The sequence below is a fragment of the Ruegeria sp. HKCCD4315 genome (assembly GCF_013112245.1).
Lineage (GTDB): Bacteria > Pseudomonadota > Alphaproteobacteria > Rhodobacterales > Rhodobacteraceae > Ruegeria.
Map to the genome: position 1 here is coordinate 744,701 of NZ_WVRN01000002.1, position 19,391 is coordinate 764,091.

The 19,391-nt window shown below is 56.7% G+C and carries 19 protein-coding genes; 5 read left to right on the forward strand and 14 right to left on the reverse strand.

Translation table 11 applies throughout. The features are described 5' to 3' along the window. Positions 1 to 82 precede the first annotated feature (82 nt). The 5 genes from GS646_RS21175 to GS646_RS21195 all read right to left on the reverse strand — a co-directional run bounded on the left by GS646_RS21175 (position 83) and on the right by GS646_RS21195 (position 6,306). Positions 83 to 1,270: a cytochrome P450 gene (locus tag GS646_RS21175; RefSeq protein WP_171187685.1), complete on the reverse strand. Its 1,188-nt coding sequence runs from the start codon at positions 1,268 to 1,270 to the stop codon at positions 83 to 85. Further along, complete coding sequence (locus GS646_RS21180; RefSeq protein WP_171095159.1) at positions 1,270 to 2,622, reverse strand: TRAP transporter large permease; 1,353 nt, start codon at positions 2,620 to 2,622, stop codon at positions 1,270 to 1,272. Before GS646_RS21180 ends, GS646_RS21175 begins: the two co-directional genes overlap by 1 nt. Beyond that, positions 2,622 to 3,125 carry a TRAP transporter small permease gene (locus GS646_RS21185; protein ID WP_171648069.1) on the reverse strand — a complete coding sequence of 168 codons (504 nt, stop codon included), beginning with the start codon at positions 3,123 to 3,125 and terminating at the stop codon, positions 2,622 to 2,624. The genes GS646_RS21180 and GS646_RS21185 overlap by 1 nt, the downstream gene beginning before the upstream one ends. 57 nt (positions 3,126 to 3,182) lie before the next feature. Next, on the reverse strand, positions 3,183 to 4,202 hold the full coding sequence (locus GS646_RS21190) for a TRAP transporter substrate-binding protein (RefSeq protein ID WP_171187681.1): 1,020 nt from the start codon (positions 4,200 to 4,202) through the stop codon (positions 3,183 to 3,185). Positions 4,203 to 4,272: 70 nt separating this feature from the next. Continuing rightward, on the reverse strand, positions 4,273 to 6,306 hold the full coding sequence (locus GS646_RS21195) for an FAD-dependent oxidoreductase (protein ID WP_171187679.1): 2,034 nt from the start codon (positions 6,304 to 6,306) through the stop codon (positions 4,273 to 4,275). 104 nt (positions 6,307 to 6,410) lie between these two features. Between GS646_RS21195 and paaG the strand changes: the two genes are divergently transcribed. The 4 genes from paaG to GS646_RS21215 are packed head-to-tail and all read left to right on the forward strand — an operon-like array spanning position 6,411 to position 9,559. Further along, complete coding sequence (paaG, locus tag GS646_RS21200) at positions 6,411 to 7,196, forward strand: 2-(1,2-epoxy-1,2-dihydrophenyl)acetyl-CoA isomerase PaaG (RefSeq protein WP_171187677.1); 786 nt, start codon at positions 6,411 to 6,413, stop codon at positions 7,194 to 7,196. Between the two features lie 2 nt (positions 7,197 to 7,198). After that, positions 7,199 to 7,624: a hydroxyphenylacetyl-CoA thioesterase PaaI gene (gene paaI / locus GS646_RS21205; protein ID WP_171187675.1), complete on the forward strand. Its 426-nt coding sequence runs from the start codon at positions 7,199 to 7,201 to the stop codon at positions 7,622 to 7,624. A gap of 24 nt (positions 7,625 to 7,648) precedes the next feature. Then, positions 7,649 to 8,959, forward strand: a complete 1,311-nt coding sequence (paaK, locus tag GS646_RS21210; RefSeq protein WP_171187673.1) for a phenylacetate--CoA ligase PaaK — start codon at positions 7,649 to 7,651, stop codon at positions 8,957 to 8,959. A gap of 3 nt (positions 8,960 to 8,962) precedes the next feature. Beyond that, positions 8,963 to 9,559 (forward strand): TetR family transcriptional regulator, encoded by a 597-nt coding sequence (locus GS646_RS21215; RefSeq protein ID WP_171648067.1) that lies wholly within the window; start codon positions 8,963 to 8,965, stop codon positions 9,557 to 9,559. A gap of 24 nt (positions 9,560 to 9,583) precedes the next feature. Here the strand turns inward: GS646_RS21215 and GS646_RS21220 are convergent, their stop codons facing one another. The 8 genes from GS646_RS21220 to GS646_RS21255 form a co-directional block, all read right to left on the reverse strand. Beyond that, positions 9,584 to 10,246 carry a hypothetical protein gene (locus GS646_RS21220; RefSeq protein ID WP_171678532.1) on the reverse strand — a complete coding sequence of 221 codons (663 nt, stop codon included), beginning with the start codon at positions 10,244 to 10,246 and terminating at the stop codon, positions 9,584 to 9,586. 180 nt (positions 10,247 to 10,426) lie between these two features. After that, positions 10,427 to 11,482 carry an aldolase/citrate lyase family protein gene (locus tag GS646_RS21225; RefSeq protein ID WP_171187667.1) on the reverse strand — a complete coding sequence of 352 codons (1,056 nt, stop codon included), beginning with the start codon at positions 11,480 to 11,482 and terminating at the stop codon, positions 10,427 to 10,429. Positions 11,483 to 11,493: 11 nt separating this feature from the next. Further along, entirely contained in the window at positions 11,494 to 12,294 is an 801-nt protein-coding gene (hpaH, locus tag GS646_RS21230) for a 2-oxo-hept-4-ene-1,7-dioate hydratase (protein WP_171187665.1), read from the reverse strand. Next, on the reverse strand, positions 12,291 to 13,145 hold the full coding sequence (locus GS646_RS21235; RefSeq protein WP_171187663.1) for a fumarylacetoacetate hydrolase family protein: 855 nt from the start codon (positions 13,143 to 13,145) through the stop codon (positions 12,291 to 12,293). Before GS646_RS21235 ends, hpaH begins: the two co-directional genes overlap by 4 nt. After that, positions 13,142 to 14,539 (reverse strand): pyridoxal-dependent decarboxylase, encoded by a 1,398-nt coding sequence (locus GS646_RS21240; RefSeq protein ID WP_171648063.1) that lies wholly within the window; start codon positions 14,537 to 14,539, stop codon positions 13,142 to 13,144. The genes GS646_RS21235 and GS646_RS21240 overlap by 4 nt, the downstream gene beginning before the upstream one ends. Before the next feature lie 111 nt (positions 14,540 to 14,650). Further along, positions 14,651 to 15,493 carry a 3,4-dihydroxyphenylacetate 2,3-dioxygenase gene (hpaD, locus tag GS646_RS21245; protein WP_171648061.1) on the reverse strand — a complete coding sequence of 281 codons (843 nt, stop codon included), beginning with the start codon at positions 15,491 to 15,493 and terminating at the stop codon, positions 14,651 to 14,653. Positions 15,494 to 15,547: 54 nt separating this feature from the next. Further along, on the reverse strand, positions 15,548 to 17,056 hold the full coding sequence (gene hpaE / locus GS646_RS21250; RefSeq protein WP_171187657.1) for a 5-carboxymethyl-2-hydroxymuconate semialdehyde dehydrogenase: 1,509 nt from the start codon (positions 17,054 to 17,056) through the stop codon (positions 15,548 to 15,550). A 3-nt stretch (positions 17,057 to 17,059) separates the two neighbouring features. Then, complete coding sequence (locus GS646_RS21255; RefSeq protein ID WP_171187655.1) at positions 17,060 to 17,458, reverse strand: 5-carboxymethyl-2-hydroxymuconate Delta-isomerase; 399 nt, start codon at positions 17,456 to 17,458, stop codon at positions 17,060 to 17,062. Between the two features lie 104 nt (positions 17,459 to 17,562). Between GS646_RS21255 and hpaR the strand changes: the two genes are divergently transcribed. Then, positions 17,563 to 18,003, forward strand: coding sequence for a homoprotocatechuate degradation operon regulator HpaR (gene hpaR / locus GS646_RS21260; protein ID WP_171187653.1), 441 nt, complete (start codon positions 17,563 to 17,565; stop codon positions 18,001 to 18,003). A gap of 33 nt (positions 18,004 to 18,036) precedes the next feature. On the opposite strand, the gene GS646_RS21265 is transcribed toward hpaR, so the two are convergent. Continuing rightward, positions 18,037 to 19,389, reverse strand: coding sequence for an aminotransferase class III-fold pyridoxal phosphate-dependent enzyme (locus GS646_RS21265; protein ID WP_171187651.1), 1,353 nt, complete (start codon positions 19,387 to 19,389; stop codon positions 18,037 to 18,039). Positions 19,390 to 19,391: the final 2 nt, after the last annotated feature.

Sequence of the window (19,391 nt, forward strand, 5' to 3'; positions counted from 1 at the left end):
ACCTAGTCGAACGTGTGAGGTCATATCTTTAACCGTACGGTCGGTCGTTATTTTTGCACAGCAACACCACAAACCGTACCCTTCAAACCTGCGCGGGCAATCGCGCGAAACCCCGAAACCGGATACGGCCACCGCGTTCAGCACCATCGGTGATGCAAAAATTCGGGAAGCGGGCCAGAAACCGCCCGACTGCCACGCGGCCCTCCATACGGGCCAAGGTCAGGCCAACGCAGGTGTGGGGTCCACCTGCAAAGGCGTGGTGTTTATTGGGGCGCCGGTCCAACATCACTTCATCAGGCTGCGCAAACTGTCGCGGGTCGCGGTTGGCGGCTCCGATGCAAAGATGGATATCTGTTCCAGCGGGAATGGTTTGGCCGTGGAAGATGACATCCTCGGCGGTTAAACGGTTGCCGAATTGGTTGGGGCTTTCCAATCTTAGAAACTCGTCCACGGCGGTGTTTATAAGCTCTGGGTCGGCCAGCAACTCGGCACGCTTGTCACGGTGCCGGTCCAGCAACTCCAGCGCATTGCCGATCAGATTGGTCGTGGTCTCATGCCCAGCATTCAGGATGAAAATGCAGTTCTGGTACAGCTCGACCTCGGTCAACCCGCCATCGGTGTCATCCTGCATCAATCGTGTCAGCACGTCCGTTGACGGGTCACCTGGATTGGCGCGACGATCATCCATGATGTGGCGCAGGAATGCCTTGAAGTCAGACACCGCGCAATTGCCCCAGTCTTCTTGTTCCCGGGTCAGCTGAGGCTCCAAAGCGCCCAAAATGGCCAGAGACCAATCCCGCAGTGGGCCGCGCTCGGATCGGGGAATGCCCAGTAAGTTGCCGATGATTTCAATCGGGATGGCCCCGGCAAAATCCTCGATCAACTCAACAGAGCCCTTGGCCTGCATCTGGTCCAGCAAGCCGTCGACAAGCTGCACCAGGCCAGGCTCCATCTGCGCCAGCGCGCGCGGGTTCATCGCACCGACCATCACCTTACGAACACGGGTGTGCAAAGGCGGATCATTGAACACCAAACTGGTCGTGTGATGTTCGTATAAAGGGCTGTCGACCCCGTATTTCGGCCCAAAAACCGCCTTCTTGTCCGAAATGAAACGTTTTGTGTCCCGATACACCAGATCCAGATCGTCATAGCGCGACAGGATGACAGACCCATCGGCTTGAAAGCAGACGGGCGTGTTTTCGCGCAGCGCAGCATAGGCCGGATAAGGGTCTGCGTGAAAACCGGTTGGAAGTGCGGTCAGCGAGAACATCAGTGTCCCATCGCCCCCATATGTTCAGGCAGAACCAGCACCAGCCATGGTACAAGAACGATCAGCGCCAGGCGAAAGATATCGGCCACCCAAAACGGTGTGACGCCTTTGAAGATGGTCCCGGTCGAGACATCCCCCACCACACCCTTCAGAATGAACACGTTCAAACCGACTGGGGGAGTGATCAGGCTGATCTCAGTCACGACGACAACCACAATACCGAACCAGATCGGATCATAACCCAGCGATGTCACCAGCGGGAAGAAGATCGGCACTGTCAGCAGCAGCATCGACAGTGATTCAAAGACACAGCCCAGAATGATGTAGATCCCGAGAATCATCAGGATCACCACAAACGGCTCCACCTCATAGGCTGTGACCAATGCGATCAAAGCTTCGGGCAGACCGGCCAAGTTGATGAAGTTCGAAAAGATCTGCGCCCCGATCAGAACCGAGAACAATGCCGCAGCAGTGAAACTGGTCTCTTTCAACACTTCAAAGGTGGAACCAAGGGTTAGCCCACCCCGAGACAACGCAATCAGGAAGGCACCCATTGCGCCCATGCCAGCTGCCTCGGTCGGGCTGAAGGTCAGGTTCAGCGGATAGAAGTCAAACACCCCGTACAACCCGCCGATCACAAGGAAGAACAGCAGCAGCACGGCCCAGACCGAGCGCAGCGCCGAAAGGCGTTCGCCCCAGCCATGCCGCTCTCCTGCTGGTCCGGCGTCGGGCCTGCGCCAAACGGTCCAACGCACCGCCAGCAGATAGAACAGGATGCCCAACACACCGGGGATGATGCCCGCAACGAACAGCTTGCCAATCGAGGTTTCGGTCAAAAGGCCATAGATCACCAGAATGACCGATGGCGGGATCAGAATGCCCAGTGTTCCACCCGCCGCAATCGACGCCGTCGACAACTCATCCGAGTAACCGTAGCGGCGCATTTCCGGCATTGCGACTTTGGACATCGTTGCCGCTGTGGCCAGCGACGAGCCACAAATGGCAGAAAACCCACCACAGGCCGCAACCGTTGCCATGGCGATGCCGCCGCGGAAATGGCCCAGGAAGGCATTCGACACCGCATAAAGTTCACGCGCAAGGCCACCCTTGTTGACGAACAGGCCCATCAGGATGAACAGCGGCACAACAGACAGCCCATAATCCTGGGCCGTGTCGGTTATCTGGCGGCCAACCATGGACATCGCAGCCTTCAACCCACGTTCGGACAGGATGCTGCCACCGCGTTCGTATGCAAAGCCAAGCGTCCCGACCAGGCCCATCGCAAAGACTATGGGCAGGCGCAGCAGCACCAGAACAAGGACAAGGGCAAAACCGATCAAAGCGGCAGTCATCAGGAGTGCTCCGACAAGGCTTGGGGGGCAAAAATGTGCAAAATCCCGGTGATGATCATCGCGAAAGCAGTGATCGCGGTGAAGGCGGCGATGAACCAGCCCACATAGAAGACAGGGATCGACAAGTATTCGGTGACATCGCCGTAATCCCGCGCCCGCTCTGCCAGCACCCACACGCGCTGAATTGGCCAGATCAGCATGATACCGGATACCAGAAATACAATCGCGTCACGCGCTCGGCTTAGCCGCAAACGTGCGAAAATTCCATCTGTCAGGTCCACAGCGATCTGTCCGCGTCCGGCCGAGATTATCGGTAGGACCGAAAAGACAAGGATCGCCATCAGAATCCGCGTCAGCTCGGTTGCAGCCTCGATTGGCGCGTTGAAGACAGAGCGCAGGATGACGTCGAAGAAGGTCATCACCATCAGGATGAATAGCGCCACGCAGGCCAGCATCGTCGGAACGACACTGATGCGTCGCGCAAAGGTCACGAGTGAGTACATGATTGGTCCCCAGCGGGTGAAAATGGCTGGCGGGTCACACCCGCCAGCCGGGCTGCATTACTGCGAAGCCATTTCATTTACGATCATGTCATAAGCGGCCTGAGCGTCGATACCCGCGCCGTTGACTTCGTCAATGACCTTGGCGCGCACATCGACGGCAATGGTGTTGAATTTCTCAAGATCTTCAACAGAGGCCGCGTTGATCGCGTTGCCCTCGGTGGTTTCGGTTGCTTCGCGACCGATAGCGTCGATCTCGTCCCAGATCTTGCCAATCTCACGGCTCAGCGGTTCACCAAAGACGTTCTCTTCCAAAGCAGCCTGCAGATCGGTGGGCAGATCGGCAAAAGTGTCTTCGTTCATGATGAAGGCAAACGATCCGCGATAAAGACCACCTGGAACTTCGTAAACATTCTGCGCCACTTCGGTCAGCTTGAAGCCCTTGCGGGATTCAAAGGGCATCACAACCCCATCCGCAGCTTTCGAGGCCAGGGTTTCATAGACTTTCGGCGCAGGCACCTGAATGCCGGTCGCACCCAGAGCCGTGCCGACGTCCCCGCCAACGCCACCCGGGATACGCACTTTGAGACCCGAGACCTCATCCAGAGAGGTCACAGGACTGCTGGAATGTAACTGGGCAGGGCCATGCGTGTGCAGAGCGATCACCTTCACACCGCGATGTTCGTCTGCCTCTTTGAGGAACTTGTCATAGGTGCGCCAATAAGCGACCGAGGCGTCCTCGGCCGAACCCTCATATCCGGGCAGTTCGATCATCTTGGTGGTGACAAAGCGACCCGGCTGGTAACCATGGAAGATGATCGACGCATCAGCTGCACCATCCATGATCAAGTCCATCTGCGCCGGTGGCGGCGCAATGCCCAGCTTGAGTTCTGCCGTGACCTTACCGTCGGTTGCCTCTTCAACCATCTCGACGAATTTCGGCCACATCTTGGCATTGATGCCATGGGTCGGCGGCGCCCAGCTTGAAATGGTCAGCGTATAATCCGCAGCCAGTGCCACTGTGCCCGAAACGGCCAACGCGGCCGACGCCAATAATGTGCTTATCTTGGTGAATTTCATGGTTCTGTCTCCTCCCAGTGAAACATGAGTCAAGAATGCGTTAATGGTCGCTTTTGTAACCATCAACATGTTAATGGTTCCCTTCACGGTCCGCGATGCGCCACGACCCAGGGTTTTCGTTTGCAACTGTCAGCATCATTGCGTGAGATACTTCGATACCGATCTTGTTGCTGTAGTGCATTGGCCCTCCACGCCAACGCGGGAAACCGTATCCATGGATTTGTACCATATCGACAGCGTCTGCGTTCTCTGCGATACCCTCTTGGATGATCAGGGCACCCTCGTTAGCCAGAACCGCCAGAATACGGGATGAAATATCCTGTTCTGTGAAAGTCCGGCGGGTGATGCCCTGTTCGGCTGAATAGGTTTCGATCAAAGCCTCAACTTCAGGGTCTCGGGTCGGTGTGCGGTCGCCATCCGCGTAACGATACCAACCCTTGCCCGCACGCTGACCAAAACGCTCCATCTCACACAGTTGATCAGGGATGGGCACATAGCGTTCGTTTGGGTCGCGAGTTGCGGCATTGCGCTGCCGGTTGGCCCAGGCGATCTGAAGACCAGTCAGATCCTGCAGCTCATAAGGTCCCATGGGCATCCCAAACGCCCGCATCGCCGCATCCACCTGATAGGGCAGCGCCCCATCGGCCAGCAAATAGTCGGCTTGTCGCCGATAGGCGGCCAACATGCGATTGCCGATAAAGCCATCGCAAATGCCGGACAGAACCGAAACTTTTCGCAGCTTCTTACCCAACGCAAAGCCAGTGGCGACGGTGTCTGGGGATGTCTGCGGCATGTGCACTATTTCCAGCAACTTCATGACATGAGCTGGACTGAAGAAATGCAGACCAATGCAGCGGGTTTGGTTTTCAACACCTGCAAAAATATTCACCGGGTTCAGGTAGGATGTATTCGTGGCCAGGATGGCATCGTGGTTCATGTATCTAGCCAGTTCCGCAAACACCGCCTGCTTTACGGGCAAGCTTTCGAACACGGCTTCGATAGCCAACTCGGCATCCGCAGCTGCGGCATAGCTATGGGCAGCCTTGAATTTGGACAGGTGGTCTCGCAGCTGCGCCTCGGACATCCTGCCCCGTTTAACAGCGCCTTGAAGCAGAGATTCAACCCGCCCCTTCGCCGCCAATGCGGCCTCGGCGTTTTGCTCGATCACAGTGACCGACAATCCACCATTCAGGGCGGCCGTAGCAATGCCTGCGCCCATCAGCCCGCCGCCCACAACCGCGATCCGGGTGATGTCGCGCGCAGTAGCGCCCTTGATCAACGCAGGTCTGGACACGGTGCGTTCGGCAAAGAATGCGTGGCGCAACGCCCGGCTTTCAGCGCTTTGGCGCAGGGCCAGATGGCGGGCGCGTTCTTTCGGTTGCCCCTTAGCGAATGGCTCAACGGACCAGCCGAGAGCGCTCAGGTTTTCCAGCGGAGATTGTTGCCCTTTCGCGCGTTTCTGCAACGCCAGACGGCTTGTTTCAAACAGATCGGGCGCAAAGTCCGGTACAGTGCGCTGACTGACAGGCAGTGGACGTTCGGGCAAGTTGGCAACAAATTCCGAAACTGCATCCAATAGGTCGTCGGCGACCAGATCAACGCCCCCGAGTGCCGCCAATGCATCAGCTTTCTGAATCTTCCCGGAACACGCCATGTCGATTGCTGCCTGCATCCCCACAAGACGCGGCAAACGTTGGGTGCCCCCTGCCCCGGGGATCAACCCCACATTGACCTCGGGCAAACCAAAACCGGTGTCCGGTGCTGCGATCCGCCACGCGCAGGCCATGGCAATTTCGAACCCACCGCCCAGCACATTGCCGTGCATACAGGCGACAAACGGCACTTTGCTGTCTTCGATCTTCTGAACAACATCCGGTAAATGCGGCTCAATCGGCGGCACATCAAACTCGGACATGTCACCACCAGCGATGAAGGTCCTGCCAGCGCAACACAACACCGCCACGCGCGCACCTTGAACCGCATCAACTGCGTCGGACAGCCCCCGCCGCACTGCGGTAGAGGTCGCGTTCACTGGCGGGTTGTTGACCGTGACCCAAGCCACGTCACCCTTGAATTCAACGCTCACCAGCGACGACTGCAACATCGACAACCCTTTTTGATCGGCCCAGATTCGGTACTGGTTTATATATTGACCAACCGTTCGGTTAATGCAATGATTAAGTTGAAATGAGGCCAGAAGAGACAGTCATGAGCGATACGATACTTGCACAAGACCACGGGAACTGGGTTGAAATTACCCTGAACCGCCCAGACAAGTTGAACGCGTTCAATGAAGACATGCACGTCGCCCTGCAAGACGCGTTGAAGACCGCGCGCGACAACGGGGCCCGCGCGATATTGCTGACCGGTGCCGGGCGCGGGTTCTGCGCAGGTCAAGACCTGGGCGATCGCGATCCATCCAAAATGGATGGCCCTCCGGATCTGAGCAAAACGGTACGAACGTTTTACGCTCCTCTGGTCCGGTTGATCCGGTCCCTGGAGTTCCCGGTCATCTGCGCCGTAAACGGGGTCGCCGCAGGTGCAGGTGCGAATCTGGCGTTGGCCTGTGACATGGTTCTGGCCGGGGAAAATGCCAAATTCATTCAGAGCTTTTCCAAGGTCGGCCTGATACCGGATACGGGTGGCAGTTGGCACTTGCCGCGCCTGTTGGGTGAGGCACGCGCTAAGGGGTTGGCGCTAACCGCTCAACCTCTTTCAGCCAAACAGGCAGAGGATTGGGGACTGATCTGGAAAGCACTGCCCGACGATCAACTGATGAGCGAGGCGCGCACGCTTGCCGCGCAATTGGCCAACGGCCCCACGCTCGGGCTGGGCTTGACTAAACAATGCATTCAAGCCGCGGCCACCACATCCCTATCAGATCAGCTTGAAATTGAAGCTGACGCAATGAAAACTTGCGGGGAAAGCGCAGACTACTCAGAAGGCGTATCCAGCTTCCTCGAAAAACGCGCACCGCATTTTCAGGGACGTTGAGGATGACCCCAAAAGAACGCGCCGAAAAATCCGCCGCTGCAATGTGGGCAAATGACGAGGCAAGCAAATGGTTTGGCATGGAGCTTGTTGAGATTGACGAAGGCCACGCAGTTCTGGCACTGACCGTCGCCAGCCATCACTGCAATGGTCATGGCACATGCCATGGGGGCGTCACCCACGCTCTGGCCGACAGCGCCTTCGCCTTTGCCTGCAATAGCCGAAACAAGGCAACCGTCGCGCAACACACAATGATCAGCTTCCTCGCCCCCGGAAGCAAAGGCGACCGTCTGACAGCCACCGCGAAAGAGGTCACTGTGTCCGGACGCAGCGGTATTTATGACGTTCGCGTCACAAACCAAGACAACATTCTGATCGCTGAGTTTCGCGGCATGTCACGCGCGGTGGGCGGTCAGAATTTTCAAGAATAGCTTCGCGACTGGAGGAGTGACGCGATGGAAGACCTATCCCCAAACAAAGCGGATCTGGACCCGATCGAGATCGCCTCAATCGACGAAATTCGCGCCACACAGCTTGAACGGCTCAAGTGGTCCGTACGCCACGCATACGAAAACGTTGCGATGTACAAACAGCGGTTTGACGAAGCCGGTGTGCATCCCGACGATCTACAGCAACTGTCCGACCTTTCGAAGTTTCCGTTCACATACAAAAACGATCTGCGTGACAATTACCCGTTTGGTTTGTTCGCAGTTCCGCGCAGCGAGATCATCCGTCTGCACGCGTCCTCGGGCACGACGGGCAAACCGACCGTGGTGGGTTACACCAAGAATGACATCGACAACTGGGCGGATTTGGGCGCGCGCTCTCTGCGCGCTTCGGGCCTACGCAAAGGCGACATGGTCCACAATGCTTATGGTTATGGGCTGTTCACCGGTGGGCTGGGTGCACATTATGGAATTGAACGCCTTGGCGCGACCGTTGTTCCCATGTCCGGGGGGCAAACCGAAAAGCAGGTTAACCTGATCAACGACTTCCGGCCCGACGGGATCATGGTGACACCGTCCTATATGCTCAATATCCTTGAGCAGTTCCACAAGGCCGGTCTCGACCCCCGTGAAAGCTCGTTGAAGGTTGGGGTGTTTGGTGCTGAACCCTGGACAGACGCCATGCGAGCCGAAGTCGAAGCCGCGTTTGATATGCATGCGGTCGATATCTATGGCCTGTCCGAGATCATGGGTCCCGGGGTGGCCAATGAATGCGTTGAAACCAAAGACGGTCCTGTGATCTGGGAAGATCATTTCCTGCCGGAAATCATCGACCCCGTGTCTGGTGAGGTTTTGCCCGACGGCGAAACCGGCGAATTGGTGTTCACAACCCTGACAAAGGAAGGGTTGCCGATGATCCGGTACCGCACGCGCGATCTAACGTGCCTGCTGCCGGGAACAGCACGTTCCATGCGCCGGATGGCAAAGATCACAGGTCGCAGCGACGACATGATGATCCTGCGCGGCGTCAACGTTTTCCCCAGCCAGATCGAAGAACAGGTCATGGCGACGGGGGGTCTTGCCCCGTATTATCAGATCGAATTGTATAAGTCGGGCCGCATGGACGCGATGCGGGTCTTTGTTGAATCCTCAATCGATTCTACCGACGAACTCTCCAAAACCGCGGCGGCCCGCATGCTGACCAAGCGGATCAAGGACGTCGTTGGCGTTTCAACGGAAATTGTTGTAGGTGACCCCGGCGACGTCGAACGCTCTCAGGGCAAGGCGAAGCGCGTCGTCGACAATCGCGATAAGGAATAAACCGTGGCCCGAACAATCGCCAAAGACCACGACCAAAAGCGGGAACAGATCCTGAAAACGGCGGCCAAAGTGTTTGCCGATCAGGGATTTGATCGCGCGTCGATGACTTTGCTCGCCAAGGAATGCGGGATCTCGAAGGCCAACATTTATCACTACTACGACAGCAAGGATGCCATCCTGTATGACATCCTTGAAACCTATCTGCGCGAGTTAAGGGATCGGATCTGCAACGTGGATCTGAGCGGTTTGAACCCTGAGCAGAAGCTGCGCAAGGCGGTGCGCGAAATCCTGTTTGCCTATCAGGGAGCGGATGACGAACACCGTGTACAAATCAGCGGCATGAGCGCGCTGACGGACGATCAGCAGAAACTTCTGCGGGGCTATCAGCTTGATTTGGTGAATTTTGTACGCGACATCCTCAAAGAGTTGTCTCCCGACGCTTTCGACAATGCCAAAGACAAGTTGCGCGGTGCCACGATGTCGGTCTTCGGGATGCTGAACTGGTATTATATGTGGAATACCGGCGCGGGCCCCAAAGCCCGCGAAGACTATGCCGATCTGGTCAGCACGCTGACAGTGCATGGCGTGCAAAAGCTGTAGCCGCACGGCACGGCCCACAATACGCTATGTCGAAGCTTTGAACCTCTTCAGGTAGGCTTGTTTTGCGACCACAACATCCTCGTCCGACATGTTTGATCGGTTCAGATCAAGAAAGTGTTCTGCTGCCCCAACTGGCTGAACATTCAGGTTGTTGACGGGCTTCAGATCGTCCGACCGTACATTCAAAATCGAAAGCAACTTGGTGACAGGAAACAGACGATCGCTTAAACCCAAGGTGTTCAAAGAGATAACGTCCGCGCGTGAGGACATCTGATCTGCGACCCGAGCCACAACGCCATCGAGGTCCGCGCCCGGGTTCAGCAGTTCGGTGTATTCGCACAGGTCTTCTTGAATTCTGTTTCCGCGAATGTTCTGCCAATACACGCTTTTGATCCAATCAGCGGTATCTCTGCTCGTGTAAAAGAATGTGATCCGCGCCTTGTTGTCTATGAGTCTGTTGATTTCCTCCCAGATAACTTCAGCAAGGATGTGCGTTTGGCCATAGGACCACACACCCTTGCGCCCCGGGATCATGCCTGCAAACTCTTCGCTGCTGATCAGCAACGGCAATTCAGAGTGGCCATCCAACGACGGCAGAGCCTGACGCAATTCCTTCCGGAATTTTTCAAGCGCTCTTTCTGCCGGTACTACTGAAAAACGGCGCGCGGCAACACCAGCGTCTTTCAAATTCCGTGGCACCAAAACAATGACTCGGTTCTTTAACCGGAAACGGTTCCTGTACAGCATCGTTTGCAGGGTTCTGGTTCCGGTTTTGTGAAACCCTTGATGGACAACAACCTTCAGCATCGACCCTTTTGATCTAACCCACGCCTCACATCAGCATTTAGGGTTACCGCATCAAAAACATCAAGCTGTCCAGTCGATGCTCAGGTCTTCTCGAAACGCAAAGCGGATCAAATGCGTCTCGATCACCTGTTGCCAACGACGCAGATCGCCTCGCGGGCCGGTTGTGGCGGTCACCGTCAAAGCGGTTGCATCTGCTTTCAATGTCACCCGATCGCCATCAGGGAAAGATACGCTGCCCTGTGTTCCATCGAAGGAGATCTCGGCCTTGTGCGACCAATGTTTGCAGAGCTGCTGCAGGTATTTTGAGGCCGCGCTCGTTTGCGCAATGCCTGTTGCGGTCTGATCAGGCAGCAGGCTCAGACCCGCGACAGCGGCAGACCGGATTGCTTTGGCAAACAAGGTCACGTCGATGCTGGTGGCCACGAAAGTTGCGCCAATATCCAGGCACTTGCGTTGAAGATTCAGGTCCAGTGTCAAAATCCCGGCGGCCTTGCCTGCCGTCACGATCCGATGGATTGCATCCAGCACTGCTGCAACCACCTCAGGGTGGTTCGCATCCCCCAGATGACCCATATCGGCGGCCAGGTCGGCGGGTCCGATGAACACCCCGTCCACATCAGTCGCCAGAATATCATCCAGCGCGTCCATGCCATTGTTGTTCTCGACCTGCACAAGCAGGCAAATCTGTTCGTCGGCGGTTTTCAAATAGTCCGGGATCGCAGCAAAGCGTGACGCCCGCGCCAACGATGATCCAACACCTCGAACACCATGCGGTGGATACTGAACGGCCCGCACCAGTTCGCGCGCCTGATCGCCGCTTTCGACCATCGGCACCAGAATATTCTGAACACCGGCGTCCAGATACTGCTTGATCATCCAGGTTTCGCCGATCGGCAAGCGTGCAACCGGCACACTGCCGGACCCCTCAATCACGCGCACCTGTTCGAGGATCGATTGCAGATCGTTAGGCGCGTGTTCGCCATCAACCAGCAACCAATCGAACTGCGCTGTGGCAGCGATCTCGACCGCATAGGCATTGGCCAAACCAACCCAGCATCCGATCTGCGGAGAGCCGGCCTTTAACGCAGCCTTGAATGCATTTTGTGGCGCAGGCATTGGTATTCCTTTCAGGCGAAATTGATATCGACCGAGCCAAACGGCCCGAAATCCGCGTGAATTTTGGTGCCCGAGGGGCATTCGACGGGGCGGATGAAACTGCCGGACAAAATAGTCTGCCCCGGTTCGATGCTCTGACCATATTGCGCCATGCGACGCGCCAACCAAACCACGCTTTCAATAGGGTCATTCAACACACCAGCACCCAGACCGGTTTCTTCGATCTCACCATTACGGAAGGTAAGCGCCCCAACCCAACGCAGATCAAAGGCATCAACTGCGTGGCGTTCGGCACCCAAAACGATGCCTGCATTGGCGGCGTTGTCGCTGATCGTGTCAAAGACAGTGCGCGCCTTGCCGGTCTCGGAATCCACTCTTTGTATGCGAGTGTCCAGAATTTCCAGTGCAGGGGCGACGTAATCCGTGGCAGCGATGATGTCGTCGCGAGATACGTTTTCGCCACCAACGGCGGACTTCATAACAAAGGCGATCTCGGCCTCAATCCGGGGCTGAATGAAACGGCCTGCCGGAACGGTCGCGCCATTGTCAAACGCCATGTCATCAAACAAAATTCCACTGTCGGGAATGTCGATGTTCAAGGCATATTGCATCGCCTTCGAAGTCAGCCCAATCTTCCACCCGATCACCTTGCGCCCTTCGGCCAGTTTCTGGCGATAGATGGCGTTCTGAATCTCATAAGCGTCATCCATACCCATCTCGGGGTGCCGCAGGCTAAGCAGGCCGATCTGTTCGCGCCTGCGTTCGGCTTGCAACAGTTCGGCGGCGGCTCGGGCGTGGTCTTCGGGCGTCATACCTCTTCATCCTCGACAGTGTTGCGCAGGATTCCGATACCTTCGACGGACACCTCGACAACATCTCCGGGCACCAGGTACTTCGGCGGGTCGAACCGTGCCCCTGCCCCGGTTGGTGTACCCGTTACAATGATGTCGCCCGGCTGAAGCGTCATGAAGGTCGAGATGTATTCAATCTCGCGCCGGATCGGGAACATCATGCGGTTCAGAGTATCGTCCTGTCGAAGCTCACCGTTCACGCGGGTCTGGATGCGGGCATCATCCAGTTGGGCCGCGTCCGTGAACGGCACCAGCCATGGACCAATGGCCCCCGAATTGTCCCAGTTCTTACCTTGCGTGACATTGAACTTTGCGTGCCGCACCCAGTCGCGAATGGTGCCTTCATTGCACAAGGTCAGCGCGGCAATGTGATTGTATGCATCGTCCTTTGAAATGCGCCGACCAGCCTTGCCAATTACGATGGCCACTTCGCCTTCATAGTCCAGAGTGTGGTTTTCCGGTGGGCGGACCAGAGGGCGGTCATGACCGGTGAACCCGCTGGCAAAGCGCGGGAACAGCGACATGTATTTCGGCTGTTCGCTGCCATCTTTGTATTCGGCATTCCGGTCAGGGAAGTTTACGCCGACACACAGGATGCGGCGCGCATCTGGCATCACCATGTCATAGGTGAAGTCGGTATGCGTGACGGCTTTGCCCTCAGCGGCTTTTGCAAGTTGCTCGAACGCCCCCGCGGCAATCACCTCGTAAAGGTTGTCGTGATCGGGGAACGCTTGGTTCAGTGCTATCGCACCGTCGTCAGTGATTGCTCCGAAAAACCGTTCCTCACCCGCTAAGAAAGTTGCAAACTTCATTCAAGTGTCTCCCACACGTCCCGGATCACGTCGGCTGCAATCAGCACGTCATCTCGGGTTGTATCGAATTGCCCGACCTGAAAGCGGATGATCTTGCGGCCGTCGAACATGCCTTGGGTAAGATAGATCCGGCCATCATCGTTCAACGCATCGACCAACCGCTGCTGCATTGCATCGTCTCCCGAACACCGGAACGAAAACAGGCTTAGAATCGGGCCGGTCGTGATCTCGAACCCCTCCATCGCTCCGATCCGATCAGCGAGCTCCTGCGCCCAAGTCACATGATTGCGGATGCGTTCGCGCAGTCCTTCCAATCCGTATGAGCGCAATAGAAACCAGATCTTCAACGCCCGGAACCTGCGCCCCAGTGGGATCGTCCACTCCGAGTAATTCGTCACCTCTGCTCCGGTTGTCTTGAGGTATTCCGGCTCGATCTTTAGCGTGTTGAGCTGCGGCGCGGCGTCCCGTAAGAACTGGATAGCGCAATCAAATTGCGCGCCCATCCATTTATGCGGGTTGAAAACAATGCTGTCATAGCGGTCGGCACCCTGCCACAGGGCTTCGCGAAATTCAGGGCAGATCATGGCCGATCCGGCCCAGGCTGCGTCGAGATGGGTGTAAAGGTCGTGTTTTTGCGCGCTATCTGCAACCGCCACCAAGTCATCACAGGCCCCAACACCGGTTCCGCCCGTGATGGCAATGATACCAGCAGGGACATGACCGGCGGCTAGATCGCGTTGAATGGCAGCTTCAAGCTCGGAGGCGTCAATTGAAAAGCTGGTCCCCTGCGTGGGCAGCTTGACCAGATTGTCCTGTCCAATCCCCGCGACCCAGCAAGCCCTGTCGATGGACGAATGCACTTGATCGGAACAATAAATTCGCAGCGCGCCCTTGGTGTTCAATCCTTCGCGGTTGCTGGTAAAGCCCGTGGCCCGTTCCCGCATCGTCAGAACCGCCGACAAAGTGGCGGATGAGGCGCTGTCCTGAATAACTCCGGTCCTACCTTCGGGCAGCCCGAGGGCCTGCCGCAACCAGTCGACCATGACGCCTTCGACCTCGGTCGCGGCAGGCGAGGTTTGCCACAACATGCATTGCGCCGCGATTGTCGTGACCAGCATCTCGGCCAGCATCGACGGGGGCGCGGCATTGGCCGGAAAATACGCAAAGAATCGTGGGTGTTGCCAATGGGTGATGCCTGGCATCACGATCCGTTCAAAATCAGCCATGATGGCATCCATCGGTTCACCCGCATCGGGTGGGGTTGCCACAAGCTGGGCTGCGATTTCCCCCGGTGCGGTCTGCGCGCGCACAGGGCGTTCCGCAAGTGTCTTATGGTAATCGGCCGCCCATTTTGAAATGTGCTGGCCCCAATGCGAAAACGTGTCCCAATCCATGCGTTAGCCTTTTGTTGTCGCAGAAAACTCATCCCGAGCGACCCTGCGAGATAAGCGGTCTTAACAAACCGATACGTTTTGATCTAATGAAGCAATCCCTGATGCCTGATGTCAGACCGAAAAGCTGACATTTGCCTGACCCGTGCCAGAGCTGCCAAAGTATGGGGTATAGATGTCAATCTTACCCTTGTAGCTGCCCCAGCCCAGCGCTCCGAATAGCAGGGCGGTGTCGTTCATTGCACACTCTCCGGTGCATTTTTTGGCATAGTCGGGCAGCATTTCAAGGAACTCTTCAAAACGGCCCTGCTCCCACAATTCCAACACCCGCATATCCATCTGGCGATTGAACTCACCATTCACCGCGTTCAACCCTTCGACCGATCGTTCATTCGGGGTGAAATCATGGCTGAGAGACCCTGATGCCAGAACAGACACATTGCGGTCAGAACGCCGGATGCCTTCGGCAATGGCCTCACCCCAAACCCGGTTTTCCGCAATTGAAGAGAATTGATTAACAGCCACGGGCAAGACCCGCGCATTCACCCCTTCGTTGATGAAATGCATGGGCAACAGGGTCCCGTATTCCATACCCATATCTGGGTGCGAATGGCCGAGCGCGCGCTCTCCACGCTCGCGCAGAACATCAAGGATCGTTTTCCCCAACTCATGATCGCCGCGATAGTCAAACTCCATATCCGCTAACATATGCGGAAGTTCGTGACTGATGAATCGACCCTTATGGTGCTCTTTCGTGTTCAGGTGAAAGCCCTGATTGGTGATCCAATGGGTATCGAACACAATGAACGTCTCGACTTCGCGGTCTATCGCGTCCTGACGCAGGCGGGCATACCCATCAATGGCAGATTGCCGGATACCTTTGTATTTCGGCATCGTGTGGGACATCCAGATGCTGGGCACATGCGTTATTTTCGCGGCCTGTACGATCTTTCCCATGACGGTTCCTCCTGATGCGTGCCGGTGGCCCCGTTTTGGGATCACCTGAAGGGCTTACTTCCCCAATTGCATGATCTTGTGCTGACCGGTGGCAAAACCGATGTGCTTTTGTTCCATATAGAACTCAAAGCTCCAATCCCCGCCGTCTCGCCCGATTCCAGACGCTTTGACCCCGCCAAAGGGCGTAGGCAGGTGACGCACGTTTTCTGAATTCACCCAAATCATCCCAGCCTCCAGCTTGTCTGTAAAGCGTAAGGCACGGGTCAGGTCGTTGGTCCAGACATAGCCCGTCAAACCATAGGGCGTGTCGTTGGCAATCTGAAGCGCCTCGCCCTCGGTTGCAAAGGGGATCGAGGTCAGAACAGGGCCAAAGATCTCCTCGCGTGCGATGCGCATCTGGTTGGTGGCATCGGTGAACAAGGTCGGACGGATAAAGTAGCCTTCGTCGCCCACCTTGACCCCGCCGGCAGCGACGGTTGCACCGTCCTTTTTGGCGATGTCGAAGTAGCTGGTGACTTTGTTGTAGTGCTCCTCGGTCACCAGTGGTCCAATCTCGGTCGTGGGGTCCAGCGGGTGGCCCACCTTGATGTTGTTCACACGCTCGACCAGCTTTGCCTCGAACTCATCCTTGATCGTATCTTGCACCAGTAACCGCGAGGATGAGGTGCAACGCTCGCCGTTGATCGAATAGATCATGAAAATCACCGCATCCAGCGCACGATCCAGATCGGCGTCATCAAAAACGATCACAGGGTTTTTTCCACCCAGCTCCAGATGGTTGCGCTTATGCGTGTCCGCGCCCTGTTTGACGATAAGGCTGCCAGTGCGGCTTTCGCCGACAAAAGCAATCGCCTTGATCAGTTTATGTTCGCACAGGGCTTTGCCTGCATCGGGGCCAAACCCATTGACCGTGTTCAGCACGCCTTTGGGCAACCCGGCCTCTTCGGCGATTTCCACCAGCAGGCGGGCCGTCAGGGGAGAATCCTCTGCGGGCTTATGTACCACCGTGCAGCCCGCAGCCAATGCAGGGGCGATTTTCCAGGTCGACAGCATGAACGGTGTGTTCCATGGGGTAATCACCCCAACTGGTCCAATTGGAACGCGCGTGGTCACGTTCATCAGCGTCGGGGATTTCAAGTGTTGCCCGTCGCGCGCCTGAACCACTTGATCTGCAAAATACCTGAAGTTCTCAGCACCCCGCAACGCAGCCTTGGACATGAAGCGCAGCGTCTGGCCCGTGTCCCAGCATTCACACAGCGCGATTTCCTCGGCCCGCGCTTCGATGGCATCAGCAACGCGCAACAAGATGCGGCGGCGTTCGGTGGCAGACATGTCGCGCCATTCAGCAAAGGCGGCATGGGCGGCCTCGGCGGCGGCGTCGATGTCTGCTGCGGTGCCATGAGCAACATTGCAAATCACAGATTTGTCGACGGGCGAAGTGGATTGGAACACTCCTTCGGACCCGTCCCGGTCTTCGCCAGCGATACGATTGCGGATACCGGCTTCCCTGAACCGGGCCAGGAATCCCGTTAGTTTTTCAATATTCGTATCCAGCGCACTCATGTTTCAGGTCTCCTGCGTAGTCGCGGCCAGATGGTCGCGGATCGTGCCGGTCTTGGGCGAAAGCTTTGGGTCGATGTCGCGCATCTCAAGCGACAGAGCGATGGAATTTTGCGAAAGAGCCGGCGCCAGATAGGCTTTGACCGCGTCAAATACACGCCGCGTCGCGTCCTGCTTGACGTCTTCCGACCGCCCTGCACGCAGACGGATCGAGATATCAACAAATCCATGCGCCGGATTTCCATCCGCAATGGCATAGTGGTCCACACGCGTTGCGCGCACGCGAATGCCCGGCATCGGAAAGGTGTCGATCTCGGCAGCTGTTGCCCTTATGCATTCGCACAGGCCACCCATGTCGATCTTGTCTTCCAGGTTTCCGGAATATTCGACGTGGAAATGCGGCATGATTCCTCCTTATTACTTAACATGTTTAGTATTTAATGCGCCCCACGTCAAGAGATTGCTTTGTTAATCTTTGCAATTTCCGAACCACCGCTCTAGAAGGCCGCATGACCACTCAAAGCCACACCAAGAGCACCGCCCGGTCCCTTCCTATCGCGCTGTTGCGTGCCCGTGAAACCGTCATGGCCCCGATCCGGGACATGCTGCAAGGCATCCAGATAACCGAGCAGAAATGGCGCATACTGCGTGTGCTGGACGAGCTGGGCGAAGTGGAACAAAGCACCATTGCGCATGAGGCTTGTCTGCTGCTTCCAAGCGTGACCCGCATCTTGCGCACGATGGAAGCTGATGGCCAGATCACCCGCCGCCAGGACAGTAACGACAAACGCCGCACCATGGTCACGATCACGGATGCAGGCCGGTCCATCCTTAAGAAAAACCTGGCCACGTCACTTGCGATCTCCAGCAATATCGAGGCTCAGATGGGTCGTGAAAAGCTGGACCAATTGCTGGATCTTCTTGAAGAACTACAAGCAGTTAAAGTTTGACCTCGCCTTTGGTAGACGAGGCCGATTGAACGCTCAAAGAGTCGACAGACCCGTATCCAACGCTGACAGGATCTTAGTCACATCATCTGACGTGATAATCAGCGGTGGCGACAGAATGATGTTGTTGCCGGAAACGCGCACCATTACGCCATCTTCGTAAGCCGCTTTCTGAACCTGCAACGGCAGGTGTTTGGCAATTGGGGCTTTGGTCGCCCGATCAGAAACGAGTTCGAGCGCGCACATCAAGCCCTCGCCACCGCGCACGTCGCCGATCGCATCGTGCTTTTCGGCCAGCTTCTGCAACCCGGCAAACAATTCATCCCCGCGCGCCGCTGCATTTTCCCAGACCCGCAAACGGGTGATCTCGGACAGGGCAGCCAGCGCCGCAGCGGCCCCGACCGGATGGCCGGAATAGGTGTAGCCCTGATCGACAGATGCCAGCCCCGTGGTGTCCTTTTCGAAGACTTCAGCGACAGCGCCCGAAATCATTGCCGCGCCAAAAGGAAAGTACCCGTTGGTGATCGCTTTTGCTGTTGTCATGATATCCGGCTGAACGCCCCAATGCCGCGCGCCGCTTTCGCTGCCAGTGCGGCCAAATGCGGTAATGATCTCGTCAGAGATCAAAAGAATACCGTGTTTGGAACACACCTCGCGCACCATGGGCATGAAGCTTTTGTGCGGTGGGATCACACCCCCTGCCCCCAGAACCGGCTCCATGATAAACGCCGCAACCGTGTTCGCCCCCTGAAACGCAATCTCGGCTTCCAACGCCTTGACGCAAAGTTGCGCCAGACGCTCGGGGTCCGTCTCGTCAAACGGGTTGCGATAGGTCCAGGGTGCGGGCACGTGGAAACAACCCGGCATCATTGGCTCATAGACCGCGCGAAACTTTTGATTGCCGTTGACGGATGCAGCCGCGAAATGTGTGCCGTGATAGCCCTGCTTGAGGCTGATGAACTTGGTGCGACCAGCATCGCCCCTGACCTTGTGGTATTGCCGTGCAAGCTTCAGCGCAATTTCGACAGAGTCCGATCCACCCGACGTAAAGAACGCGCGGGTCAAACCGTCAGGTGCGAAAAATTGCGCCAGCTCATAAGACAGTTCAATGGCTTTGTCATTGCTGGTTCCGCGAAAGGTCGAGTAATAGGGCAACGCGTTCAGCTGATCGGCAATGGCCTGTTTCACCGGTTCGCAGGAATAGCCCAAATTGACGTTCCACAGCCCCCCCACGGCATCCAGCGCTTTGTGACCATCAACATCGATAATGCTGACACCTTCACCGCCATTCAAAATGGTCGGCGGGTTCTTTTGACTGTCGGCAGGATGCGCCATCGGGTGCCAGAAATAACGGGCGTTGTTTTCCTTCAGAAAGTTCGAGTCTTTCATGG

Coding starts and splice junctions, on each gene's coding strand:
- GS646_RS21255 (WP_171187655.1), bottom strand. CDS start 17,458: ATGCCGCATTTCCACGTCGAATATTCCGGAAACCTGGAAGACAAGATC.
- GS646_RS21175 (WP_171187685.1), bottom strand. CDS start 1,270: ATGTTCTCGCTGACCGCACTTCCAACCGGTTTTCACGCAGACCCTTAT.
- GS646_RS21195 (WP_171187679.1), bottom strand. CDS start 6,306: ATGTTGCAGTCGTCGCTGGTGAGCGTTGAATTCAAGGGTGACGTGGCT.
- GS646_RS21190 (WP_171187681.1), bottom strand. CDS start 4,202: ATGAAATTCACCAAGATAAGCACATTATTGGCGTCGGCCGCGTTGGCC.
- GS646_RS21185 (WP_171648069.1), bottom strand. CDS start 3,125: ATGTACTCACTCGTGACCTTTGCGCGACGCATCAGTGTCGTTCCGACG.
- GS646_RS21265 (WP_171187651.1), bottom strand. CDS start 19,389: ATGAAAGACTCGAACTTTCTGAAGGAAAACAACGCCCGTTATTTCTGG.
- paaG (WP_171187677.1), top strand. CDS start 6,411: ATGAGCGATACGATACTTGCACAAGACCACGGGAACTGGGTTGAAATT.
- GS646_RS21240 (WP_171648063.1), bottom strand. CDS start 14,539: ATGGATTGGGACACGTTTTCGCATTGGGGCCAGCACATTTCAAAATGG.
- hpaE (WP_171187657.1), bottom strand. CDS start 17,056: ATGAGTGCGCTGGATACGAATATTGAAAAACTAACGGGATTCCTGGCC.
- GS646_RS21225 (WP_171187667.1), bottom strand. CDS start 11,482: ATGCCTGCGCCACAAAATGCATTCAAGGCTGCGTTAAAGGCCGGCTCT.
- paaI (WP_171187675.1), top strand. CDS start 7,199: ATGACCCCAAAAGAACGCGCCGAAAAATCCGCCGCTGCAATGTGGGCA.
- hpaH (WP_171187665.1), bottom strand. CDS start 12,294: ATGACGCCCGAAGACCACGCCCGAGCCGCCGCCGAACTGTTGCAAGCC.
- GS646_RS21180 (WP_171095159.1), bottom strand. CDS start 2,622: ATGACTGCCGCTTTGATCGGTTTTGCCCTTGTCCTTGTTCTGGTGCTG.
- hpaD (WP_171648061.1), bottom strand. CDS start 15,493: ATGGGAAAGATCGTACAGGCCGCGAAAATAACGCATGTGCCCAGCATC.
- paaK (WP_171187673.1), top strand. CDS start 7,649: ATGGAAGACCTATCCCCAAACAAAGCGGATCTGGACCCGATCGAGATC.
- GS646_RS21235 (WP_171187663.1), bottom strand. CDS start 13,145: ATGAAGTTTGCAACTTTCTTAGCGGGTGAGGAACGGTTTTTCGGAGCA.
- hpaR (WP_171187653.1), top strand. CDS start 17,563: ATGACCACTCAAAGCCACACCAAGAGCACCGCCCGGTCCCTTCCTATC.